General features: G+C 45.6%; 18 protein-coding genes. 15 read left to right on the top strand and 3 right to left on the bottom strand.

Features of this window, described 5'->3' with window-relative positions:
- Nucleotides 1-44: 44 nt before the first annotated feature.
- The 3 genes from DW039_RS03570 to DW039_RS03580 all read left to right on the top strand — a co-directional run bounded on the left by DW039_RS03570 (nucleotide 45) and on the right by DW039_RS03580 (nucleotide 4,062).
- A complete protein-coding gene (locus DW039_RS03570) occupies nucleotides 45-1,238 on the top strand; it encodes a glycoside hydrolase family 27 protein (RefSeq protein WP_005835417.1) in 1,194 nt (397 codons plus the stop codon).
- A 31-nt stretch (nucleotides 1,239-1,269) separates the two neighbouring features.
- Entirely contained in the window at nucleotides 1,270-3,432 is a 2,163-nt protein-coding gene (locus DW039_RS03575; RefSeq protein ID WP_009037087.1) for a glycoside hydrolase family 97 protein, read from the top strand.
- Between the two features lie 126 nt (nucleotides 3,433-3,558).
- Nucleotides 3,559-4,062 (top strand): hypothetical protein, encoded by a 504-nt coding sequence (locus tag DW039_RS03580; protein WP_120381697.1) that lies wholly within the window; start codon nucleotides 3,559-3,561, stop codon nucleotides 4,060-4,062.
- On the opposite strand, the gene DW039_RS03585 is transcribed toward DW039_RS03580, so the two are convergent.
- Complete coding sequence (locus DW039_RS03585) at nucleotides 4,039-5,571, bottom strand: peptide MFS transporter (protein ID WP_120381698.1); 1,533 nt, start codon at nucleotides 5,569-5,571, stop codon at nucleotides 4,039-4,041. The two genes, DW039_RS03580 and DW039_RS03585, sit on opposite strands and share 24 nt — an antisense overlap.
- 389 nt (nucleotides 5,572-5,960) lie before the next feature.
- Here DW039_RS03585 and DW039_RS03590 point away from each other — a divergent pair, with 389 nt between their 5' ends.
- Nucleotides 5,961-7,472, top strand: coding sequence for a bifunctional ADP-dependent NAD(P)H-hydrate dehydratase/NAD(P)H-hydrate epimerase (locus DW039_RS03590; RefSeq protein WP_008665510.1), 1,512 nt, complete (start codon nucleotides 5,961-5,963; stop codon nucleotides 7,470-7,472).
- A gap of 29 nt (nucleotides 7,473-7,501) precedes the next feature.
- Nucleotides 7,502-8,065, top strand: coding sequence for a YdeI family protein (locus tag DW039_RS03595; RefSeq protein ID WP_005823665.1), 564 nt, complete (start codon nucleotides 7,502-7,504; stop codon nucleotides 8,063-8,065).
- A gap of 17 nt (nucleotides 8,066-8,082) precedes the next feature.
- Here the strand turns inward: DW039_RS03595 and DW039_RS03600 are convergent, their stop codons facing one another.
- Entirely contained in the window at nucleotides 8,083-8,766 is a 684-nt protein-coding gene (locus DW039_RS03600) for a DUF5715 family protein (RefSeq protein WP_005823664.1), read from the bottom strand.
- Nucleotides 8,767-8,886: 120 nt separating this feature from the next.
- Between DW039_RS03600 and truA the strand changes: the two genes are divergently transcribed.
- The 4 genes from truA (at nucleotide 8,887) to DW039_RS03620 (ending at nucleotide 11,746) form a co-directional block, all read left to right on the top strand.
- Nucleotides 8,887-9,639: a tRNA pseudouridine(38-40) synthase TruA gene (truA, locus tag DW039_RS03605; protein WP_087333006.1), complete on the top strand. Its 753-nt coding sequence runs from the start codon at nucleotides 8,887-8,889 to the stop codon at nucleotides 9,637-9,639.
- A gap of 69 nt (nucleotides 9,640-9,708) precedes the next feature.
- Nucleotides 9,709-10,608, top strand: coding sequence for a DMT family transporter (locus DW039_RS03610; RefSeq protein WP_087332973.1), 900 nt, complete (start codon nucleotides 9,709-9,711; stop codon nucleotides 10,606-10,608).
- Nucleotides 10,609-10,619: 11 nt separating this feature from the next.
- Complete coding sequence (locus DW039_RS03615; RefSeq protein ID WP_120381699.1) at nucleotides 10,620-11,090, top strand: GAF domain-containing protein; 471 nt, start codon at nucleotides 10,620-10,622, stop codon at nucleotides 11,088-11,090.
- Nucleotides 11,087-11,746 (top strand): DUF3256 family protein, encoded by a 660-nt coding sequence (locus DW039_RS03620; RefSeq protein ID WP_120381700.1) that lies wholly within the window; start codon nucleotides 11,087-11,089, stop codon nucleotides 11,744-11,746. The genes DW039_RS03615 and DW039_RS03620 overlap by 4 nt, the downstream gene beginning before the upstream one ends.
- On the opposite strand, the gene DW039_RS03625 is transcribed toward DW039_RS03620, so the two are convergent.
- Nucleotides 11,733-12,623 (bottom strand): YitT family protein, encoded by an 891-nt coding sequence (locus DW039_RS03625; RefSeq protein WP_005823655.1) that lies wholly within the window; start codon nucleotides 12,621-12,623, stop codon nucleotides 11,733-11,735. The genes DW039_RS03620 and DW039_RS03625 overlap by 14 nt on opposite strands.
- A 187-nt stretch (nucleotides 12,624-12,810) precedes the next feature.
- Here DW039_RS03625 and DW039_RS03630 point away from each other — a divergent pair, with 187 nt between their 5' ends.
- The 6 genes from DW039_RS03630 (at nucleotide 12,811) to DW039_RS03655 (ending at nucleotide 19,337) form a co-directional block, all read left to right on the top strand.
- A complete protein-coding gene (locus tag DW039_RS03630) occupies nucleotides 12,811-13,695 on the top strand; it encodes an AraC family transcriptional regulator (RefSeq protein WP_016272606.1) in 885 nt (294 codons plus the stop codon).
- Between the two features lie 182 nt (nucleotides 13,696-13,877).
- Nucleotides 13,878-14,441: a glucose-6-phosphate isomerase family protein gene (locus DW039_RS03635; protein ID WP_009037083.1), complete on the top strand. Its 564-nt coding sequence runs from the start codon at nucleotides 13,878-13,880 to the stop codon at nucleotides 14,439-14,441.
- Nucleotides 14,438-15,397: an ROK family protein gene (locus tag DW039_RS03640; protein WP_005823650.1), complete on the top strand. Its 960-nt coding sequence runs from the start codon at nucleotides 14,438-14,440 to the stop codon at nucleotides 15,395-15,397. Before DW039_RS03635 ends, DW039_RS03640 begins: the two co-directional genes overlap by 4 nt.
- Nucleotides 15,381-17,144, top strand: a complete 1,764-nt coding sequence (locus DW039_RS03645; RefSeq protein WP_120381701.1) for a class I mannose-6-phosphate isomerase — start codon at nucleotides 15,381-15,383, stop codon at nucleotides 17,142-17,144. Before DW039_RS03640 ends, DW039_RS03645 begins: the two co-directional genes overlap by 17 nt.
- The gene (locus DW039_RS03650; RefSeq protein ID WP_057088399.1) at nucleotides 17,137-17,922 is read left to right on the top strand and encodes a glucose-6-phosphate isomerase family protein; all 786 of its coding nucleotides are present in this window, start codon (nucleotides 17,137-17,139) and stop codon (nucleotides 17,920-17,922) included. The genes DW039_RS03645 and DW039_RS03650 overlap by 8 nt, the downstream gene beginning before the upstream one ends.
- Before the next feature lie 14 nt (nucleotides 17,923-17,936).
- Entirely contained in the window at nucleotides 17,937-19,337 is a 1,401-nt protein-coding gene (locus tag DW039_RS03655; protein WP_120381702.1) for a sugar porter family MFS transporter, read from the top strand.
- Nucleotides 19,338-19,372 lie beyond the last annotated feature (35 nt).

The following is a 19,372-nucleotide window of genomic DNA, read 5'->3' on the forward strand; positions in this document are numbered from 1 at the left end:
CGAAACTTGAAATATTTAATTATTCCTTGAAAAACAATTGTATTATGAAAAACAGATTTTTATGTTTATTATTTGTAGTTTGCACTGTCATTTCTGCCCGTGCAAACAGTACCGATTCTTTGGCTTTGACTCCTCCTATGGGGTGGAATAGTTGGAATTGCTTCAGTTGTAACATTAATGAAAAACAGATTCGTGAGATTGCAGACTTGATGGTGTCTACCGGCATGAAGGATGCAGGATATGAGTATCTCAATATAGATGATTGTTGGCAGGTAGGCCGGGATAATGAAGGAAACATTCTGGTTGATGAAAAGAATTTTCCTTCCGGCATCAAGGCTTTGGCAGATTACATACACTCCAAAGGACTTAAATTCGGTATTTATTCATGTGCGGGAACGCTGACTTGTGCCGGACGACCGGGAAGCCGTGGCTATCAGTTTCAGGATGCACGCACTTATGCGGAATGGGGAGTGGATTATTTGAAGTATGACTGGTGTTTTGATGAAGGCCAGAATCCTCAAGCTGCCTACAAAACAATGAGTGATGCCCTGAAGGCTTCCGGGCGTCCTATCGTATTCTCTATTTGCGAGTGGGGAAACAGCCAGCCTTGGACATGGGCAAAAGGCATCGGACATCTTTGGAGGACTACCGGTGACATTATCAATGCTTTTAAAGGTATTAATTATTGGGGAGGATGCGGTGTCGTAGAAATCATTGACAAGAATGCCGACTTGCACAAATACGCCGGACCGGGACATTGGAACGACCCGGACATGCTTCAGGTGGGTAATGGTGTGCTGACGATGGAAGAGAATCGCTCTCATTTCACGATGTGGTGTATGCTTGCTGCCCCTTTGCTCGCGGGTAATGATATTCGTAAAATGGACAAGGAGACACTTGGAATTTTGACAAATAAAGAAGTGATTGCAGTAAATCAGGACAAGCTTGGCAAACAAGGTGGACGATACATGAAAGTGGGTGAGCATGAAATTTGGGTGAAGCAGTTGTCCAATGGTGAAGCCGCAGTATGTTTCTTTAACCGCGATGAACAACCCTGGAATGTGGAAACCGTTTTGCAGAAAGAAAACCTCTCTTTTGCAGATGTCCGCTTCTGGGAGAAAGAATACAAAGTACGCGACTTATGGAAACATAAGGACATCGGAAGTACCAAGGATAAGATGCAGTTTGATATTCCTGCACACGGTGTCGTGTTGCTGAAGTTGACTCCTAAACAGTAATGATAGATTTAGAAACCATTAATAAAAAAATATGAAGAACATGCATTATGCATCTGTGAAGTGGATTTGCTTTCTGCTTTTCGTGGTAGTAGGAAAGGTGGCGATGGCCGAAGGTATCACTTCGCCTGATGGAAATCTCCGTCTTGAGTTTACCGTAAATGCTTTGGGAGAGCCGGTCTATCAGTTGTTTTACAAAGAGAAAGCCGTGGTTAATCCATCGAAACTGGGCTTGGAATTGGTGGGTGACCCGGGCTTGATGAATGGTTTTACACTTGTGGAAGCCGGGGCTTCAACTTTCGATGAAACATGGAAACCTGTGTGGGGAGAAGTGTCGCAGATACGGAATCATTACAATGAGCTGGCTGTGACGTTGGACCAGAAGGAGCAGAACCGCCATATCGTTATCCGTTTCCGTCTTTACGATGACGGTTTGGGATTCCGTTATGAGTTTCCTTTACAAAGAACTCTGCACTATTTTACGGTAAAAGAGGAGTATACCCAGTTTGCCATGACCGGAGACCATACCGCTTTCTGGATTCCCGGTGACTATGACACGCAGGAGTATGACTATACAGAGTCCCGTTTGTCCGAAATTCGCGGTTTAATGGATAAGGCGGTGACGGTGAATGCTTCCCAGTTCGTTTTCTCGCCCACGGGTGTGCAAACCTCCTTGCAGATGAGGACGGACGATGGTCTATACATCAACTTGCATGAAGCGGCTTTGGTGGACTATTCTTGTATGCATCTCAATCTGGATGAAAAGAACTTGGTTTTTGAATCGTGGTTGACCCCGGATGTTTTGGGAAACAAGGCATATATGCAAGCTCCCGGGAAGACTCCGTGGCGTACCATCATGGTGAGCGATGACGCCCGTGATATGCTTGCCTCCAAACTTACCTTGAACCTGAACGAACCTTGTGCCTATGAAGATGTTTCGTGGATTAAACCGGTGAAGTATGTAGGCGTATGGTGGGAGATGATTACCGGTCAGAAGTCGTGGAGTTATACAGATGAACTGATTGCCATGCGTTTTGGAGAAAACGACTATACGAAAATCAAGCCGAACGGTCGGCATGGAGCCACTAATGAAAGAGTGAAACGCTATATAGATTTTGCCGCCGAACATGGTTTCGACCAAGTATTGGTAGAAGGCTGGAATGAAGGATGGGAAAGCTGGGGTGGAAGTTCGCGCGATTTTGTGTTCGACTTTGTGACTGCCTATCCCGACTTTGACGTAAAGATGCTGAATGCCTATGCACACAGTAAAGGGGTCAGGCTGATGATGCATCATGAGTCTTCTGCTTCGGTACGCAATTATGAACGTCATCTGGACAAAGCCTATCAGTTTATGGCGGATAATGGCTATAACTCTGTAAAGAGTGGTTATGTGGGCGATATAATTCCTCGCGGAGAACATCACTATGGACAATGGATGAACAATCATTACCTCTATGCCATACAAAAAGCTGCCGAATATAAGATTTGTGTGAATGCGCACGAGGCAGTACGTCCTACAGGTTTGTGCCGCACCTATCCCAACTTGATTGGCAATGAATCAGCCCGTGGCACGGAATTCGAGCCTTATGACGGCAACAAGCCTTCCCACACTACTGTGCTCCCCTTCACTCGCTTGATAGGTGGTCCGATGGATTATACCCCGGGCATCTTTGACATTTATCTGAATTTTATGAATCATGACAATCACGGGCAGATTCATTCCACGCTGGCAAAGCAACTGGCATTATACGTCACCCTCTACAGCCCACTGCAGATGGCTGCCGATTTGCCGGAGAATTATGAACCCCATTTGGATGCTTTCCAGTTCATCAAGGACGTAGCAGTAGACTGGGACGACAGTAAGTACCTTGAAGCGGAGCCGGGAGACTATATTACCGTGGCCCGTAAAGCCAAGGGTACGGAGAATTGGTTTGTGGGAGGCATCACCGATGAGCATGCACGCACTTCAGCTTTTGTTCTCGACTTCCTGGAGCCGGGCAAGCAGTACATAGCCACGCTTTATGCCGATGCCAAAGATGCTGATTTTGAAAAAAATGCTACCGCTTATCAGATTAAGAAGGGCATCGTGACGAGCAAGAACAAGATGAATGTGAAGCTGGCACGTAGCGGTGGATTTGCCTTGAGCCTGATAGAAGCTACACCGGAAAATATGGAAGGAGTGAAGAAATGGAAATAAGTTGATTGTTAGATACCATTTTTTATCATTGCTAAAACAAGAATGCCTCTGAAAACACTGAAACAGAAGATACTGTTAGTCCTCTTGCTATTTTGGCGCGAAAGGTGAATCATAAAGGAACGCTTTTTGTCGAGTTGCCATCCTCTGTTTGATGTGACGGGCACTTTCAATAATCCGGGACCGCTGGGCGGGTATCTTGTTGTGGGACTGGTTGTTGCTGTTTTATTGTATGCTTTCTCTTTTGAAAAGGAATACATGTTCTATCAGGCGGATTATTTCAGAAATCATCCTCAATTCGCTTTTCTGGATGTAGCTGACAACGTGACTTATCCCTATAATGAACTGTTGCATATTGCAGTGGAAACCGGAATGTGCGGGCTTGTATTGTTCCTGCTGGTGGTGTCACCGTTTGTCTTTTCTGATGAAAGGACATTGAAGGCCGCATTGGCTGCTTGGCTGATATTCGCCATGTTTTCATATCCGGTCAATGTGGTACCACTTATGATGGACTTTGCATTGTTCATAGAATTGCGTCGTGGCAAAACAGTGTCTGTTCTGGATATAAACAGAATTTTTTGTGGAATTGCTGTTGTTCCTCTTATGGGGTTATCCATGCATCATCTTCTGTAATTTCTTTGAAAGCAGGAAGAGGATAAGCGATGCCGTGGCAGACATGACGACGAACACCATGAAGAAATCGTACATCGTCTCGATGCGATAGCCCAGTAGCGTCTTTACCTTTCCGGCTTCGGGGTAGAGCCCGCTCAGCGTGCCTGCAAACTTATTGGCAGTGGCGGTGGAGAGGTACCATATCCCCATCATCAGCGAGGCGAAGCGGATGGGCGTGAGCTTGTTCACCATGGAGAGTCCGATGGGCGAGAGGCAGATTTCGCCCATGGTATGGATGAAGTAGAGCCCCGTCAGCCAAATGAGACTCACCTTGATGCCCGGCTGAACATCTTTCACCCCAAGGCAGATGACGAGATAGCCCAGTGAAAGCAGTAGCAGGCCGATGGCTTGCTTGGTGGGCGAGGCGGGCTCCATGCCCCGCTTGCCCAGGGCGCCCCATACGCCCGGCATGATGGCGGCAAGTATCACCACAAAGAAGGGGTTGAAGGACTGAATCCAGGAGGCGGGCATTTCCCACCCCAGGATGACGCGGTCGGTCTGCTCGGAGGCGAAAAGCGTGAGCGAGGCGCCTGCCTGCTCGTAGGCCGCCCAGAAGAAAATGACGAAGAAGGCGATGATGTAGATGACGAAGATGCGGTCGCGCTCCGTCTTGGTGAGCGAGCCTTCCAGCAGGATGCTGACGGGAAACACGATGCAGGCGGTGAAGATGCCGATGCTTATCCAATCGTCCCCGAAGCACCAGTAGAAGAAACCGGCAAGCGCGATGGCGAGCAGGGCGAGCAGCAGGTAGTTGCGCATGGTCCGTCCGTTGGCATGGGCACTCTTCCGGGCGGTGTTGTCTGCCTGGGGCCGTTCCTTGCGGGCGTCGGGGATGATGCCGAGGGGCTTGCCGTCGGGGCCGATGAGGTACTTGTTCTTCTGGGTTTCGAAGAGGACGACCGTCAGCACGGTGACGATGGCGGCAATGAGGAAGCCCCATCGGAAGTCGTGAGGGTTGCCCGTCTCGCCAAAATAGCCGCAGACCAGCGGGGCGAGGAAGGAACCCACGTTGACACCCATATAGAAGATAGTGTAGGCGGAATCCAGCCGTTTGTCGCCCGGCTCGTAGAGCTGCCCCACCAGGGAGGAGACGGTGGGCTTGAAGCAGCCGTTGCCCAATATAAGGAAAGTCAGTCCGCCGTACATCAGCCAATGCGAAAGCTCACGCGCCTCCAGCATCGAGGCGCTGGCAAACATCAGGAACTGGCCGACTGCCATCATCATGGCCCCCCAGAAGACGGAACGGCGGATGCCCCAGTATTTGTCGGCGATGTAGCCTCCGATTAAGGGCGTCAGGTACACCAGTCCGGTGTAGCTGCCGTAGATGGAGGCGGCGTGCTCCTTGTCGAAAAGGAGTGCCTGGGTGAGGAACAGAATGAAGATGGCACGCATGCCGTAGTAGCTGAAACGCTCTGCCGTGCTGGTAGCGAAGATAAGGTAAAGACCTTTCGGGTGTCGTGATGTACTCATTGAATATGCTTTTATTGTTTTGGCTTTTATTAGATGTCGAGGGTACAAAATTAGTCATTATTTTGCGTAAGTTAATGGGTATAATTAGAAACTTGCCGACAAGCCTGCGGGAACTTGCCGACAAGCCTGTACAAACTTGTCCGTAAGCCTACGCAAACTTAAAACAGAACTTGTGTTTCTGTAAATAAAGCTTTTGTTTGTAGAAATAGAGCTTTTGTTTCTAAGAATAAAGGCTTTGTTCTAAGAATCCTTTGCATTGAAGACAACTTTTCCTTACGGAGCAGATATTTTTTCCCCGGTGACAAAGCAACTTGATAAAAAACGTCTTCTCTTTGTACAGTTGAAATCAAAGCCCTATCTTTGCTCTACGATTTTAAGATAATCCTATTATGAAGATATTTCCTACTACAAGCATCAAGCAACTGGATGCAGATACCATAAAGAATGAACCGATTGCCTCCATCGACCTGATGGAACGTGCCTCACGCGCATTGGCCCGTGCCATTGCCGAGCGTTGGGAGCCGGACACGCCGCTCACCGTTTTTGCCGGACCGGGGAACAACGGTGGCGATGCGCTTGCCCTGGCGCGACTGCTGGCCGGGAAGGGCTACCGGCTCGAGGTGTATCTCTTCAATACGAAAGGGACGCTTTCGCCGGACTGCGAGACGAACAAGGAGCGGCTGGCCGACGTGCCGGGCGTGGACTTCCACGAAGTGACCACTCAGTTTGTGCCTCCCGTGCTGACGGCAGACCATGTGGTGATAGACGGCCTCTTCGGCAGCGGTCTGAACAAGGCTCTGAGCGGCGGTTTTGCAGCCGTAGTGAAGTACATCAACGCCTCGCCCGCCACGGTGGTGTCCATCGACATCCCGTCGGGACTGATGGGTGAGGACAACACCTACAACGTACATACGAATATCGTCCGTGCCCATCTGACGCTGAGCCTGCAACTGCCGAAACTGGCATTTCTCTTTGCCGAGAACGAGCCGTATGTGGGCGAATGGCAGTTGCTGGACATCGGGCTCAGCGAGGATGCCATCCATGACATGGAAACGGACTTCCGCTTGCTGGAGCATGAAGACGTGTCTGCCCTGCTGAAGCCGCGCAGCCGGTTTGCCCATAAGGGGAACTTCGGCCGCGCACTGCTGATAGCCGGTTCGCAGGGGATGGCGGGGGCCTCGGTGCTGGCTGCGCGTGCGTGTCTGCGTTCAGGTGTGGGGCTGCTGACGGTACATGTGCCGTTCTGCAACAACTTCATTGTGCAGACTTCCGTGCCCGAAGCCATGACGGAGCTGGATATCAGCGACACCTGCTTTGCCGCCGCTACCGATACGGACGATTACCAGGCCGTGGCGATAGGCCCGGGACTGGGAAAGGCGGCGGAGACCGAGGCGGCTCTGCTGGAGCAGATAGAGACATGCCAGACTCCGATGGTGGTGGATGCTGATGCCCTGAACTTGCTGGGCGAGAAGCGTAACTATATAGGGCGTCTGCCCAAAGGGAGTATTCTGACTCCGCACCCCAAGGAGCTGGAGCGTCTTGTAGGCAAATGCCAGAATTCGTACGAACGCCTGATGAAGGCTCGCGAGCTGGCGAAGAGCGCCGGAGTGCATATCATCTTGAAAGGTGCTTATTCTGCCATTGTCACTCCTGCCGGGAAATGTTTTTTCAACCCTACCGGCAATCCGGGTATGGCAACGGGAGGCAGCGGTGATGTGCTGACGGGAGTGGTGCTTGCCTTGCTTGCCCAAGGCTATGAGCCGGAGAAGGCTGCCTGCCTGGCCACGTATGTGCACGGACTGGCGGGAGATGTTGCCTGCAAGAAGCAGGGGGCAGTGGGGATGACGGTGGGGGATATAGTTGCCTGCCTGCCGCTAGCGTGGAAGATGCTGGAAGAATAAGGAGAGAAGTGTAATTTGGATGGCTTGTCATGTCAACAGAAATAAGATATTTTGAAAACAGAAAAGATTGGCGGAAGTGGCTGGCTGACAATTTTGATACTGCCGATGGAGTCTGGTTTGTGTTTCCTACTAAATCTTCAAGCGAGAAAAGTATTGTATATAATGACGCTGTTGAAGAGGCCCTTTGTTTCGGGTGGATTGACAGCACGATAAAGTCACTTGACAAAGAACATAAAATTCAGCGTTTCACGCCCAGGAATCCTAAAAGTACCTATTCGCAAGCCAACAAAGAAAGGTTGAAATGGTTGCTGGAGCATAAAATGATACATCTTGAATTTGAGGATAAAATACGAACTGTCTTGTCGGTTCCTTTTGTTTTTCCAAATGATATAATCGACAGATTGAAAGAGGATGAAAGAATATGGAAGAATTATCAGAGTTTCTCTGACCCCTATAAACGTATCCGAATCGCATACATTGAAGCGGCGAGGAAACGACCGGAAGAATTTGAAAGGCGATTAAATAACTTTATCTGTAAAACGAAAGAGAACAAAATAATAATAGGGTTTGGCGGGATTGAAAAATACTATTAACGCTAATTCTTTTCCGCTTATTTCTCTCTTGTCGTAATGTGGAAGCATCCTTGCTTCAACTCGTACTTGATGTAGCATTTATCGGCTTTCCGCAGGTCACGGAGCACTTCCGAAAGAACCAGTTTTAAGGTATCTGCGCTGACATCCTGCAAAGGACGTCCATCCTCGTCTTCTATTTTCTGAAAGCGCTTCCAACTGACATCGAATGTCGTTCCGTAAAAATGTGCCGAGTTTGGAGAAGCATTGCCGTTACGGCGGCGCAGGCGTTTTACGTCGTCTTGGGTGCGGAGTACGGAAGTCACAATTATCTTGTTTGGATTCAGCCCCTTGGCGGTCAGTGAATCAAGGAAGTTGTGTCCGATGGTGTCCAGCAGGCTGGCGGCGCCCGGAATGAGATAAGGGATGGAATGCGTCAGTGAATCCACGGCATAGAGCTCGTTTGTCGTGATAGGTTGCAGTTGCTCTCTCATCTTTTCTGCTTCCTCGCGGGATGAAAGTACACGTATGCCGATGGCTTGGGCTACATTGAGATGTTTCTCATTCAAGTCTCCGAACGAGCGCTTGTAGCTGACAACACCCCGAATGTTGCGCGGTTCGTTCAACTTGAGCGACATGTCCTTCTTCTTACAGCCGGCAAAGGTGAATGTTGCGGCAGCTGCGACAATTATCAGTATAGGTAGGATTCTGGAAGAATATCTCATCTTATAAATGTACTATGTCTGTGAAAAATCTGCGTTAATCTGTGTAATCTGTGGTGAAAACCTTGCAAAGATAATTCAAACCTTCTTAAGTTTGCACTATCTTTGCACACAAAAAAGACCGTGCAACGATATTTTATATACCTGGCTTATGATGGCACCGCTTATCACGGCTGGCAAATCCAGCCGAATGGAGTGAGTGTGCAGGAGTGTTTGATGAAGGCGCTGAGTACCTTGCTGCGTCGTGAGGTGGAAGTCGTGGGAGCGGGGCGTACCGATGCCGGGGTGCATGCCTCACTGATGGTAGCTCACTTTGACAGTGATTCTCCTCTGGACACTGTTTTTATGACGGATAAGCTGAATCGTCTGCTTCCTCCCGATATTTCCGTATACCGCTTGCGGGCCGTGAAGTCCGATGCACATGCCCGCTTTGATGCTACGGCGCGTATGTATAAATATTATGTCACTACCGCCAAGTCTCCTTTCAACCGCCAATATCGCTGCCGTCTGTTCCAAACGCCGGACTTTGAGCGGATGAATGAGGCTGCCCAAACCTTGTTTGACTATACGGACTTTACCAGCTTCAGCAAACTCCATACGGATGTCAAAACCAATAATTGCAAGATTATGCATGCCGCCTGGACCCGGGTAGACGATGTGACTTGGGTATTCACCATCCAGGCCGACCGGTTCCTGCGGAACATGGTACGTGCCATTGTCGGCACTCTGCTCGAAGTGGGTCGCGGAAAACTTTCTGTTGAAGGTTTCCGACGCGTCGTCGAACAGAAGGACCGTTGCCAGGCAGGAACTTCCGTTCCCGGAAATGCATTGTTTCTGGTGGACGTAGCCTATCCGGAAACTACTTTTTTAGAATAAAAGAGGGATGTACTACAAAAACGTAGGCCCCTCCCTTTAATTTTTAATTCTTAATTTTTAATTGACTCTATGTGGTTATTACTTGCTTTCCTCTCTGCTGCCTTATTGGGATTTTACGATGTCTTCAAGAAGAAGTCGCTTCGTGACAATGCCGTACTGCCGGTGCTTTTCCTGAACACGCTGTTCTCGAGCCTGATATTTCTTCCTTTCATTCTGGTATCTGCCTTTGCGCCGTCGGTGTTGGGAGGTACGATGTTTGATGTTCCCGTGGTGGGGTGGGAGGTGCATAAGTTCATTATTGTCAAGTCGTTTATCGTGCTCTCTTCCTGGATATTCGGTTATTTCGGGATGAAGCATCTGCCGCTGACCATCGTGGGACCGATTAATGCGACGCGTCCCGTAATGGTGCTTGTAGGTGCCATGGTTGTGTTTGGCGAACGCTTGAACCTTTATCAATGGATTGGCGTGCTGCTTGCCATAGTGTCCTTCTTCATGCTGAGCCGTTCGGGCAAGAAAGAGGGAATCGACTTCAAGCATAACAAATGGATTCTTTTCATCGTGCTGGCTGCCGTTGCCGGAGCTGTCAGCGGGCTGTATGACAAATATCTGATGAAGCAGCTCAACCCGATGCTGGTGCAGTCGTGGTATAATGTCTACCAAGTCTTTATCATGTGCCCCATCATCCTGCTGTTGTGGTACCCCAAGCGAAAAGAAAGTACCCCGTTTCGTTGGGACTGGACCATTATCTGTATCTCCATTTTCCTTTGTGCGGCAGACTTTGTCTATTTTTATGCCCTGAGCTATGAGGACTCCATGATTTCCATCGTTTCGATGGTGCGTCGTGGCAGCGTTGTAGTTTCCTTCCTTTTCGGTGCGCTTTTCTTCCGTGAAAAGAATTTAAAAAGCAAGGCTGTCGACCTCATTTTGGTGTTGATTGGAATGTTCTTCCTATATTTGGGGAGTAAATAAACAAGAGATATATGGCAGAAGACCTGTATATAAATGCTGGTGGCAAGACAGAGAAATATCGCGCTTTGCTTCCTCAACTGAAAAATCTGCTGGCAGGTGAGGACGACTTGATAGCCAATCTGGCGAATGTTTCGGCAGCGCTGAAAGAGACTTTCCATTTCTTTTGGGTAGGCTTTTATTTGGTGAAAGGTGAAGAATTGGTATTAGGGCCTTTCCAGGGGCCGATAGCTTGTACGCGCATCAGGAAAGGCCGCGGTGTTTGCGGCGCGGCATGGGATAGAGCCGAGACGTTGGTTGTGCCCGATGTGGATGCATTTCCCGGACATATAGCCTGCAGCTCGCTGTCGCGTTCGGAGATCGTGATTCCGCTGAAGCGTGAGGACGGTGAAGTGTGGGGAGTATTGGATATTGACAGTGATGATTTGGGCAGTTTTGATGAAACAGATGCCCGTTTCCTTGAAGAAATGATTAAAATGTTATGATAAGAAAACTGAGTGCTTTTTTGTTTTTGGCTTTCATCGGATGGGGGTATTTGCAGGCCCAGGAAGCCAAGACGTGTTTTAAGAATATGCCGGATTCTATATGTCCGTTGCTTAGTGCCGTGAACCGTGCGGATTTTATAGACTTTCTGGAAAGTAAGATGAAAGCTGAGGTGACCAACAGCTTTGGTGGTAAATCGGAAATGACGGAACTTGCCCCGGATTATATACATGTGAAGATGACTCCCCAGAGCTCGTGGCAGATGAAGCTCTTGCCTGTCAACGACAGCACGAAAGTGGTTTGTGTGGTATCTACGGTTTGTGCTCCGGCTTGCGACAGCCATGTCAAGTTCTATACGACAGACTGGAAGGAGCTGGTTGCTTCGTCCTACCTGCCGGCATTGCCCGTTCTGGATGATTTTATCGCTGAGGCCGCGGATACGGTGGATGTCTATGAGTATCAGGATGCCCGTCGCCAGGCCGACATGCTGCTGATGAAAGCGGACCTTTCTGCGAAGGATGCCACGTTGGCATTCACTTTTACCACGACCGATTACATGGGTAAAGAAGCGGCGGAGAAACTGAAACCGTTTGTCCGCCGTCCTATTGTTTATACTTGGAATCAAGGGAAGTTCGAGAAATCCTCTACTTCACTTTGATTCTGTCGAATCCCTCTCCATAGACTCCGATGACTGCACTTTGTGATACAAAGGCATTGGGGTCTATGTCTTTTATGAGCCGGAAAATGATGGTGGACTCCCGCTTCTTGGCCAGCACGAACAGCATTTTTATCTCTTTTCCCGTATAGAAGCCCGAGGCGTTGATGACCGTTGCACCTCTGTGAGGATATACCTGGATGTGCTTGGCTATCTCCTCATATTTATCGCTGATAATAAAGAATTGTACGGACTGGCGGGCACTGTTCACCACTTGGTCGAGCACGAAGCTGCATATGTATAGAGTAACGTAGCCATACACCACCTTTTCCCAATCTTTTAGAACAAAGTAACTGGACGAGATGATGATAAGGTCACATATCAACATGACTCTGCCCAGCGTGATGTCGCGGTACTTGTTGATTACGGCGGCAATGATGTCCGTGCCGCCAGTACTGCCGTTGTTGGAAAAGGCGATGCCGATGCCGCTACCGCAGAAGGAGGCACCGATGACACAAGCCATGAAAGGCTGGTCGTGCAGGAGGACAACACCCTCGGTCAGTTTCTGGATAATGGAAAGGAAAAAGGTCAGGGTGAATACGGCAAAGATTGTCTTTACGCTGAACTTCCATCCCAACACACGTAGGGCAAGCAATAGAAGCAGAAAATTGATGGCGAAGTACGTATATTGGACGGGAAATCCAGTGGCAAAATATACGATGGATGCAATGCCCGGTACGCCACCGGTAGTAATATCGTTGGGAAGCAGGAAGACTGTCCAGCCGATACCATATAAGACCATACCCAGGGCAATCATCAGATAATCCCGCAGTTCGCGCATGGTGTTCTGTCGGGAGGGAACATTTACTATTGTTTTCATTATAATTTTATGTGGTTGTGAAAATGCGGGGACAAAGATACAAAAGATATCATTTGTTTGTTTGAGTATAAGATTGATATTTATATTTTGATGTTACTATGAGTTTTAACATACAATAGCTTGCTTTGATAAAATAATTATCTATATTCGCTTTTATAATTAACGGTGATTATTGACTTAGATGACTATGAAACCACTTTACCAAGATCTGCCATTCCCAATAGACAGTCATATACATTATTATATAGAAGACTTGCCGCACTTCATTGTACCTTGGCATTATCATCCGGCCATAGAGATAATGTATATAACTAGAGGTATAGGAACTCGTTTTGTCGGGGATTGCATAGAACAGTATGAGGAGGGGGATGTATGTATGATTGGCCCTAATCTCCCTCATGAATGGCGTAATGATGATGCTTATTTTGATAAGGAGTCTGGTTTGCGTGCTACGTGTATCTGTCTGTTCTTTAAACGTGAGATATTTGATCCGAATTTTATCAGATTACCAGAAATGAATAATATTCGTGATTTGATAGAGAGATCACGGCGTGGACTGAAGTTTACCGGAAATTCGAAATTAGAGATAACCCGGTTTATAAGGAGTTCGGTGAATGATGTAGGGGTTCGGAAGGTAACGAATCTTTTAACACTTCTTGAGCTGATGGCCACATCGACTGAGTATGAGTTACTGGCCTCAGTGGGATTTACGAATTCTGTAAATTCAGAAGATTTTGAGAGATTTAATAAGGTATACAAGTTTCTCGTCAAGAACTTTGCGACTTCCATTAGGTTGGAAGAAGTTTCGACTTTGGTTGGATTGACCCCGACAGCTTTTTGCCGTTATTTCAAGGAGAGGACCAAGAAAACCTTTGTAGAATATTTGAACGAAATGCGTATCGGTTATTCGAAAAAACTATTACTGGAAAACAAAATGAAGATTTCTACTATCAGTGGGGAAGTCGGATTCCCTAACTTATCTAATTTTATATCCCAATTTAAAAAAGTGACAGGAATGTCCCCGTCGCAGTTCCAAAAGCAGTTTGGAGTAAAGGCTAAACAAGCCATTTGATTCTACTATTTTATCATTGAATATTTGGTGGTTAGAGCCTTGGTTTTCTACTTTTTTTGCAAGGTTTTATCCATTTGCTGCGAATAATGGTAAAATACCATAATTATCGGAAAATATAGAGGAAAGAGCGAGTTCCATATCAGCGTACTTTTGCAATATAAGATTTTAAAAGTATGATGCTGATGAATGATAAGAGAACAAATGAGTCGCCTTTGCTCTTTATAAAGGATTCTTTGATCGGTGAAAATGTGAAGAGGAGTTTGAAGACTTTGGCTGATTTACGAGGTGTTTTTCATAATTGTGAGGCTTATGAACAGATGTCTCCTGATACTTTATTGTATGAGGTGACTTGTCATCTGCCGGTTGAAGAAGGAACGCCAGGGGGACTCTATTTCGGAATCACGAGAATTTATCCAGGTAAGGTTGGTGATGAGTATTTCATGACCAAAGGACATTTTCATGCCAATATGAATCGTGGGGAGTACTATTGGGGAGTGGAAGGTGAAGGCAGATTGATTATGATGGATCAGAACCGAAGGGTTTGGAGTGAGCGGATGTTTCCGGGTAGTCTTCATTATATACCTGGAGGGGTGGCCCATCGTGTGGCAAATATAGGATATTCTGTTCTGTCATTCGCTGCTTGTTGGCCTTCGGACGCAGGACATGATTATCAAGTGATTTTGGAGAACGGGTTTTCTGCATCTTTACAGTGTGTGAATGGCAATCCCCAATTGATAGAAATATGAATATGAAGTATATCATAGCTGTAGATTTGGGAGGAACCATTACAAAAGTCGGTCTCTTACGCAATGGAGAACTGGTAGACTATGTAAAAATGCCTTCTCGTCAAGATTTGGATATGACAGCAAGTTTGCCGGAGATTGAAAATGCAATTGATTTCCTGCTAAATTCAAATGGTGTGAAGCGCCTCTTTGGAGTGGGTATAGCTTTTCCAGGGCTAGTAAATAATAAAAAAAGCATTATTATATCTACGAATGAAAAATATGATGATGGAGTGGAGCTTGATTTGGATAGATGGGCGGATGAACATTGGGGAGCCCCCTTTTACATTGATAATGACGCACGGCTTGCAGCAATTGGAGAATGGCAATATGGGAGCGGCAGAGGATATGATAGCGTTGTTATGATGACTATTGGTACGGGCATAGGATCGGGAGTCATTATGAATGGTGAGGTAATGTATGGAAAGCACTTTCAAGCAGGTTCGTTGGGTGGCCATTTTGTAGTAGACTACAAAGGAAGGTTATGCTCTTGTGGAAACAAGGGGTGTGTGGAGGCTTTGTCCTCTTCATTCTTCCTTCATAAAATTATAAAGGATCATGCTTGCCTGTCTCCTTCGTTTAAAATGTCATCTCAGAATTATGATTTTAAAGAAATCTTCCAATTGGCGGAACAAGGAAATAGAGACGCGTTATTGGTACGAAATGAATGCATTGAAATATGGGGAGCTGCTGTTATAAATTTTATTCATGCTTATGATCCTGAAGTGGTGATACTTGGAGGGGGAATCATGAATAGCCATAAAGTGATAGTGCCTTATATCGAGGAACGGGTGTCAAAGTTTGCCTGGACTCCGAGTGCAAAAGTATCTGTGGTAGTTTCTAGCTTGGGAGATTATGCAGCTTTGTATGGTTTGGAATATTGTTTAAGAAAAAAGATAAAAGATGAAGTATTCTGCTAATTACGATAAATATCCTTTTGTGCAGGTGTCCTATAATTCGGATGACTGTATTTCCGGTTGGTTTGCCATTACCGATAGTATCAGTGAACGTTTGAAGGTACTGGAGAAGCCGTTGAAAGTGGTTGCGATTGAGTGCTATCAAGGAGTGTTTGAGAATGATATACGTAATGCTTTTGCCGGTAGGTTCAATAATGCTTTATTTGTTCATACAGATAGTGCGATGTTGCCGGAAGAGAAAATCAATGATTTTTTCTATCCTGATATTACCGATGATGAATTATTCGGCTATCTGACCCGGTATACAATGGAATGTTTTTTTGATTTCGATAAAGTTACTGGTATCCGGCAACAGATAGAAGATTTGCAGTCTGGTATTGTAATAGTCTATGGGGTTGGTGCGGCCTATCTTTGTGAACATCCTGATTTGTTGATTTATGCCGATATGGCAAGATGGGAGATACAGTCCAGATTCCGTAAAAATGAAATATCAAATATAGGTGTCAACAATAAAGAAGAACGAACCTCCTTGCAGTATAAAAGAGCTTTTTTCGTAGATTGGAGAATATGCGATAGGCACAAAAAGATGCTGATGGCAAAGGTGGATTATGTTTTGGATACGAACCGGCGCAATCATCCTAAGATGATTACAGGCAAAGCGATGTTTGAGGGATTGGAGAAAGCGGTAAATGGTCCGTTTCGTGTAGTTCCCTTTTTTGATCCGGGGCCTTGGGGAGGACAGTGGATGAAAGATGTTTGCGATTTAGAACGGACGATGCCTAATTATGCTTGGTGTTTTGACTGTGTACCTGAAGAAAACAGTCTGTTGTTGGCCTTTGGGGATGAGAAAGTGGAAATACCGTCAATTGATTTGATTTTTGCTTATCCCCGACAGTTATTGGGTGATGCTGTGTATGGCAGGTTTGGTGATGAGTTTCCAATACGGTTTGACTTTCTTGATACGATAGAAGGCGGCAATCTAAGCTTACAAGTTCATCCTTTGACTGAATATATACAACAGAAATTTGGGATGCATTATACGCAGGATGAGAGCTACTATATTTTGGATGCTAAGGAGGGGGCAACTGTATATTTGGGTTTGAAGGATAATATTAAACCGGAGGAGATGCTTGATGAATTGGAAAAATCGCAAAGGATTGGTGAATTTGAAGTGGAGAAGTATGTAGGTATTTATCCGGCAAAGAAGCATGATCATTTTTTAATTCCGGCTGGTACGGTACATTGTTCGGGAAGGAATAGCATGGTACTTGAGATTAGTGCAACCCCATACATCTTTACATTTAAGTTGTGGGATTGGGGACGGATGGGACTGGATGGCAGACCGCGTCCGATTAATATAGCTCATGGGGCTAATGTGATACAATGGAATAGAACGGAGTCTTGGGTGAAAGAAGAACTGATAAACAAGGTCTCTGTTATTGGCGAAGGAGATTCTTGGCGTGAAGAAAAGACGGGACTTCATGAATGGGAATTTATAGAAACAAGAAGACATTGGTTCACGGACAAAGTTTTGCATAAGAATGAGTCGGGTGTTAATGTTCTGAATCTGATTGAGGGACGTTCGGTGATAGTGGAAAGTCCTATAGGACAATTTTCTCCGTTTGTTGTCCATTATGCGGAAACTTTTATTATTCCTGCTGCCATAAAGGAATATACAATAAAACCTTATGGGGAGTCTGAAGGAATGGAATGTGGAACAATTAAAGCTTTTGTAAGACATCATGCATAAAGATAATTTTGATAAGGGGATTGATATAGGGATAACAGAAAATCCGTTAGGTTTTATTTATGGTAAGGACGTTTTTGGCCCGACAGTAGAAAACCGGCGGTTGGATGATATCCGGTCTAGTTTGTTGGATCCGAAATGTGAAGGACCGGATATTGTCTATTCTATAGCTATGGATGTGGGTAAGACTGTTCATAAAGCGCTTTTGCAAAAACAGCATTTGCTTTTTGGAGTAGTGGCTTATGCCAAAGGAAGTTTGGGAATGGAACCCATTCGCAGTCAGGGACATATTCATAAGGTCTCACCTTTTAGTCAATGGTCCACTCCAGAGGTTTATGAGATATGGAATGGAGAGGCGGTCATTTACATGCAAGAGTCGGCTACAGATGAACCGGGGAGGTGTTATGCTGTTTATGCACAGCCTGGCGATGTGGTGGTGGTCCCTCCATATTGGGTACATGCTACCATTAGTACGAATGCAGATGAATCTCTTGTGTTTGGTGCATGGTGTGACCGTGAATATGGTTTTGAATATGCTGAGATTCGTCGTCATAAAGGTATTGCATGGTATCCTGTTTTTGAGGGTGATGGATTGAAGTGGATCAGAAATACAAACTATCATTTTTCGGAACTGGTAAGAAAGGCTCCAAGAGAGTATCATGATTTAGGTATTGGGAAAGGTAAATCCATTTATAAAATTTTTGAAGATGCTCCGGATACTTTCTTATATGTTCCGAATCCGTCAGTGAAAAAGGAAGTTTGGATAAGTTTTGAACCCTAAAATATAAGTTTAATATGAAAAACAGACATATAATATTTTTAATAGCTACAGTTGTAGCAACAGGAGGATTGCTTTTCGGCTTTGATACTGGGGTAATTTCAGGAGCGATTCCATTTCTTCAGTCAGATTGGGGAATAGATAATAATGATGTTGAATGGATTACGGCGGCTGGTTTGTTGGGAGCTATGTTGGGGGCTGTATGTTGTGGGCGTTTATCTGATATATTTGGAAGAAGAAAAATCATATTGGTTTCTGCTGTGATATTTGCAGTGGGAGCGTTATGGTCAGGACTGGCAACGGATTTGACGAGCTTGGTTTTTTCTCGTCTGTTTCTTGGTATAGCTATAGGTGTGGCATCATTTACTGTTCCATTGTATATAGCAGAAATTGCTCCAGCTAAATCCAGGGGACGTCTGGTTTCAATGTTTCAGTTAATGGTTACAATAGGTATTTTACTTTCATACATGTCAGATACCTTTTGGGCTGATGAAAACAAGTTGGATTGTTGGAGATGGATGTTTTGGGCAGGTGTCGTACCGGCTTTGGTATTACTGGTAGGTATGTGTTTTGTGCCTGAAACACCTCGGTGGCTGTTGAGTAAAGGACGGTTGAAAGAATGTAGGAAAGTGTTGCAGAAAATAGAACCGGAAAATACAGTAAATGATTTAATTGGACAAATGGAGGTGGAAATAGAGAAAGATAGGAATAGTGCGGTAGGATGGCGATATTTGATGCAGCCTTGGTTGAGAACTCCTCTAATGATTGCTGTTTGTATTATGTTTTTTCAACAGTTTGTAGGTATTAACACAGTTATTTATTATAGTCCGAAGATTTTCCTGATGGCAGGATTTGAAAGTACACTCTCTGCTATTTGGGCTTCTGTAGGTATTGGAATTGTAAATGTTGTATTTACAGTGATTTCTCTTTATTTAGTGGATAGAATCGGACGACGAAAGTTGTATTTTATTGGTCTGTCAGGAATTGCCTTTTCTGTTTTGTGCCTTAGTGCTTGTTTTATTTATGCTAATCAGTTGGGCGAAATCGGAAGGTGGTTAATGGTCGTTTTTATGTTTGGATATGTTGCATTTTTTGCAATTAGTATTGGACCTTTGGGATGGTTGGTCATTTCCGAGATATTTCCGCAGAAAGTACGGGGATTGGGGACTTCGATAGGTTCATTGGCTGTATGGATATTTAATTGCATCGTCTCCTTTACTTTCTTTAAGATTATAGATTTTTTTTCTATACCAGGTACCGAAATTGTTGTTGGACAAACGACTTCTGAGAATCCGGCAGGTGCATTTTTTCTTTATGGATTTATTGCCGTGTTGGGTTTGGTATGGGGGTATTTATTCTTGCCGGAGACAAAAGGGTTATCATTGGAGGAGATTGAACAGAAATGGAGAAAAAATTAAAAGTAAAGTGATATAAATTCTTTAATTAATTTTAA

Source organism: Bacteroides sp. AF39-16AC, from assembly GCF_003602735.1.
Classification (GTDB): domain Bacteria; phylum Bacteroidota; class Bacteroidia; order Bacteroidales; family Bacteroidaceae; genus Bacteroides; species Bacteroides uniformis.

Excerpts from the sequence above, each read along its gene's own strand:
- DW039_RS03570 (WP_005835417.1), top strand. The coding sequence starts at position 45 with ATGAAAAACAGATTTTTATGTTTATTATTTGTAGTTTGCACTGTCATT.
- DW039_RS03575 (WP_009037087.1), top strand. The coding sequence starts at position 1,270 with ATGAAGAACATGCATTATGCATCTGTGAAGTGGATTTGCTTTCTGCTT.
- DW039_RS03585 (WP_120381698.1), bottom strand. The coding sequence starts at position 5,571 with ATGAGTACATCACGACACCCGAAAGGTCTTTACCTTATCTTCGCTACC.
- DW039_RS03590 (WP_008665510.1), top strand. The coding sequence starts at position 5,961 with ATGAAGATATTTCCTACTACAAGCATCAAGCAACTGGATGCAGATACC.
- DW039_RS03595 (WP_005823665.1), top strand. The coding sequence starts at position 7,502 with ATGTCAACAGAAATAAGATATTTTGAAAACAGAAAAGATTGGCGGAAG.
- DW039_RS03600 (WP_005823664.1), bottom strand. The coding sequence starts at position 8,766 with ATGAGATATTCTTCCAGAATCCTACCTATACTGATAATTGTCGCAGCT.
- DW039_RS03610 (WP_087332973.1), top strand. The coding sequence starts at position 9,709 with ATGTGGTTATTACTTGCTTTCCTCTCTGCTGCCTTATTGGGATTTTAC.
- DW039_RS03615 (WP_120381699.1), top strand. The coding sequence starts at position 10,620 with ATGGCAGAAGACCTGTATATAAATGCTGGTGGCAAGACAGAGAAATAT.
- DW039_RS03620 (WP_120381700.1), top strand. The coding sequence starts at position 11,087 with ATGATAAGAAAACTGAGTGCTTTTTTGTTTTTGGCTTTCATCGGATGG.
- DW039_RS03625 (WP_005823655.1), bottom strand. The coding sequence starts at position 12,623 with ATGAAAACAATAGTAAATGTTCCCTCCCGACAGAACACCATGCGCGAA.
- DW039_RS03630 (WP_016272606.1), top strand. The coding sequence starts at position 12,811 with ATGAAACCACTTTACCAAGATCTGCCATTCCCAATAGACAGTCATATA.
- DW039_RS03635 (WP_009037083.1), top strand. The coding sequence starts at position 13,878 with ATGAATGATAAGAGAACAAATGAGTCGCCTTTGCTCTTTATAAAGGAT.
- DW039_RS03640 (WP_005823650.1), top strand. The coding sequence starts at position 14,438 with ATGAATATGAAGTATATCATAGCTGTAGATTTGGGAGGAACCATTACA.
- DW039_RS03645 (WP_120381701.1), top strand. The coding sequence starts at position 15,381 with ATGAAGTATTCTGCTAATTACGATAAATATCCTTTTGTGCAGGTGTCC.
- DW039_RS03650 (WP_057088399.1), top strand. The coding sequence starts at position 17,137 with ATGCATAAAGATAATTTTGATAAGGGGATTGATATAGGGATAACAGAA.
- DW039_RS03655 (WP_120381702.1), top strand. The coding sequence starts at position 17,937 with ATGAAAAACAGACATATAATATTTTTAATAGCTACAGTTGTAGCAACA.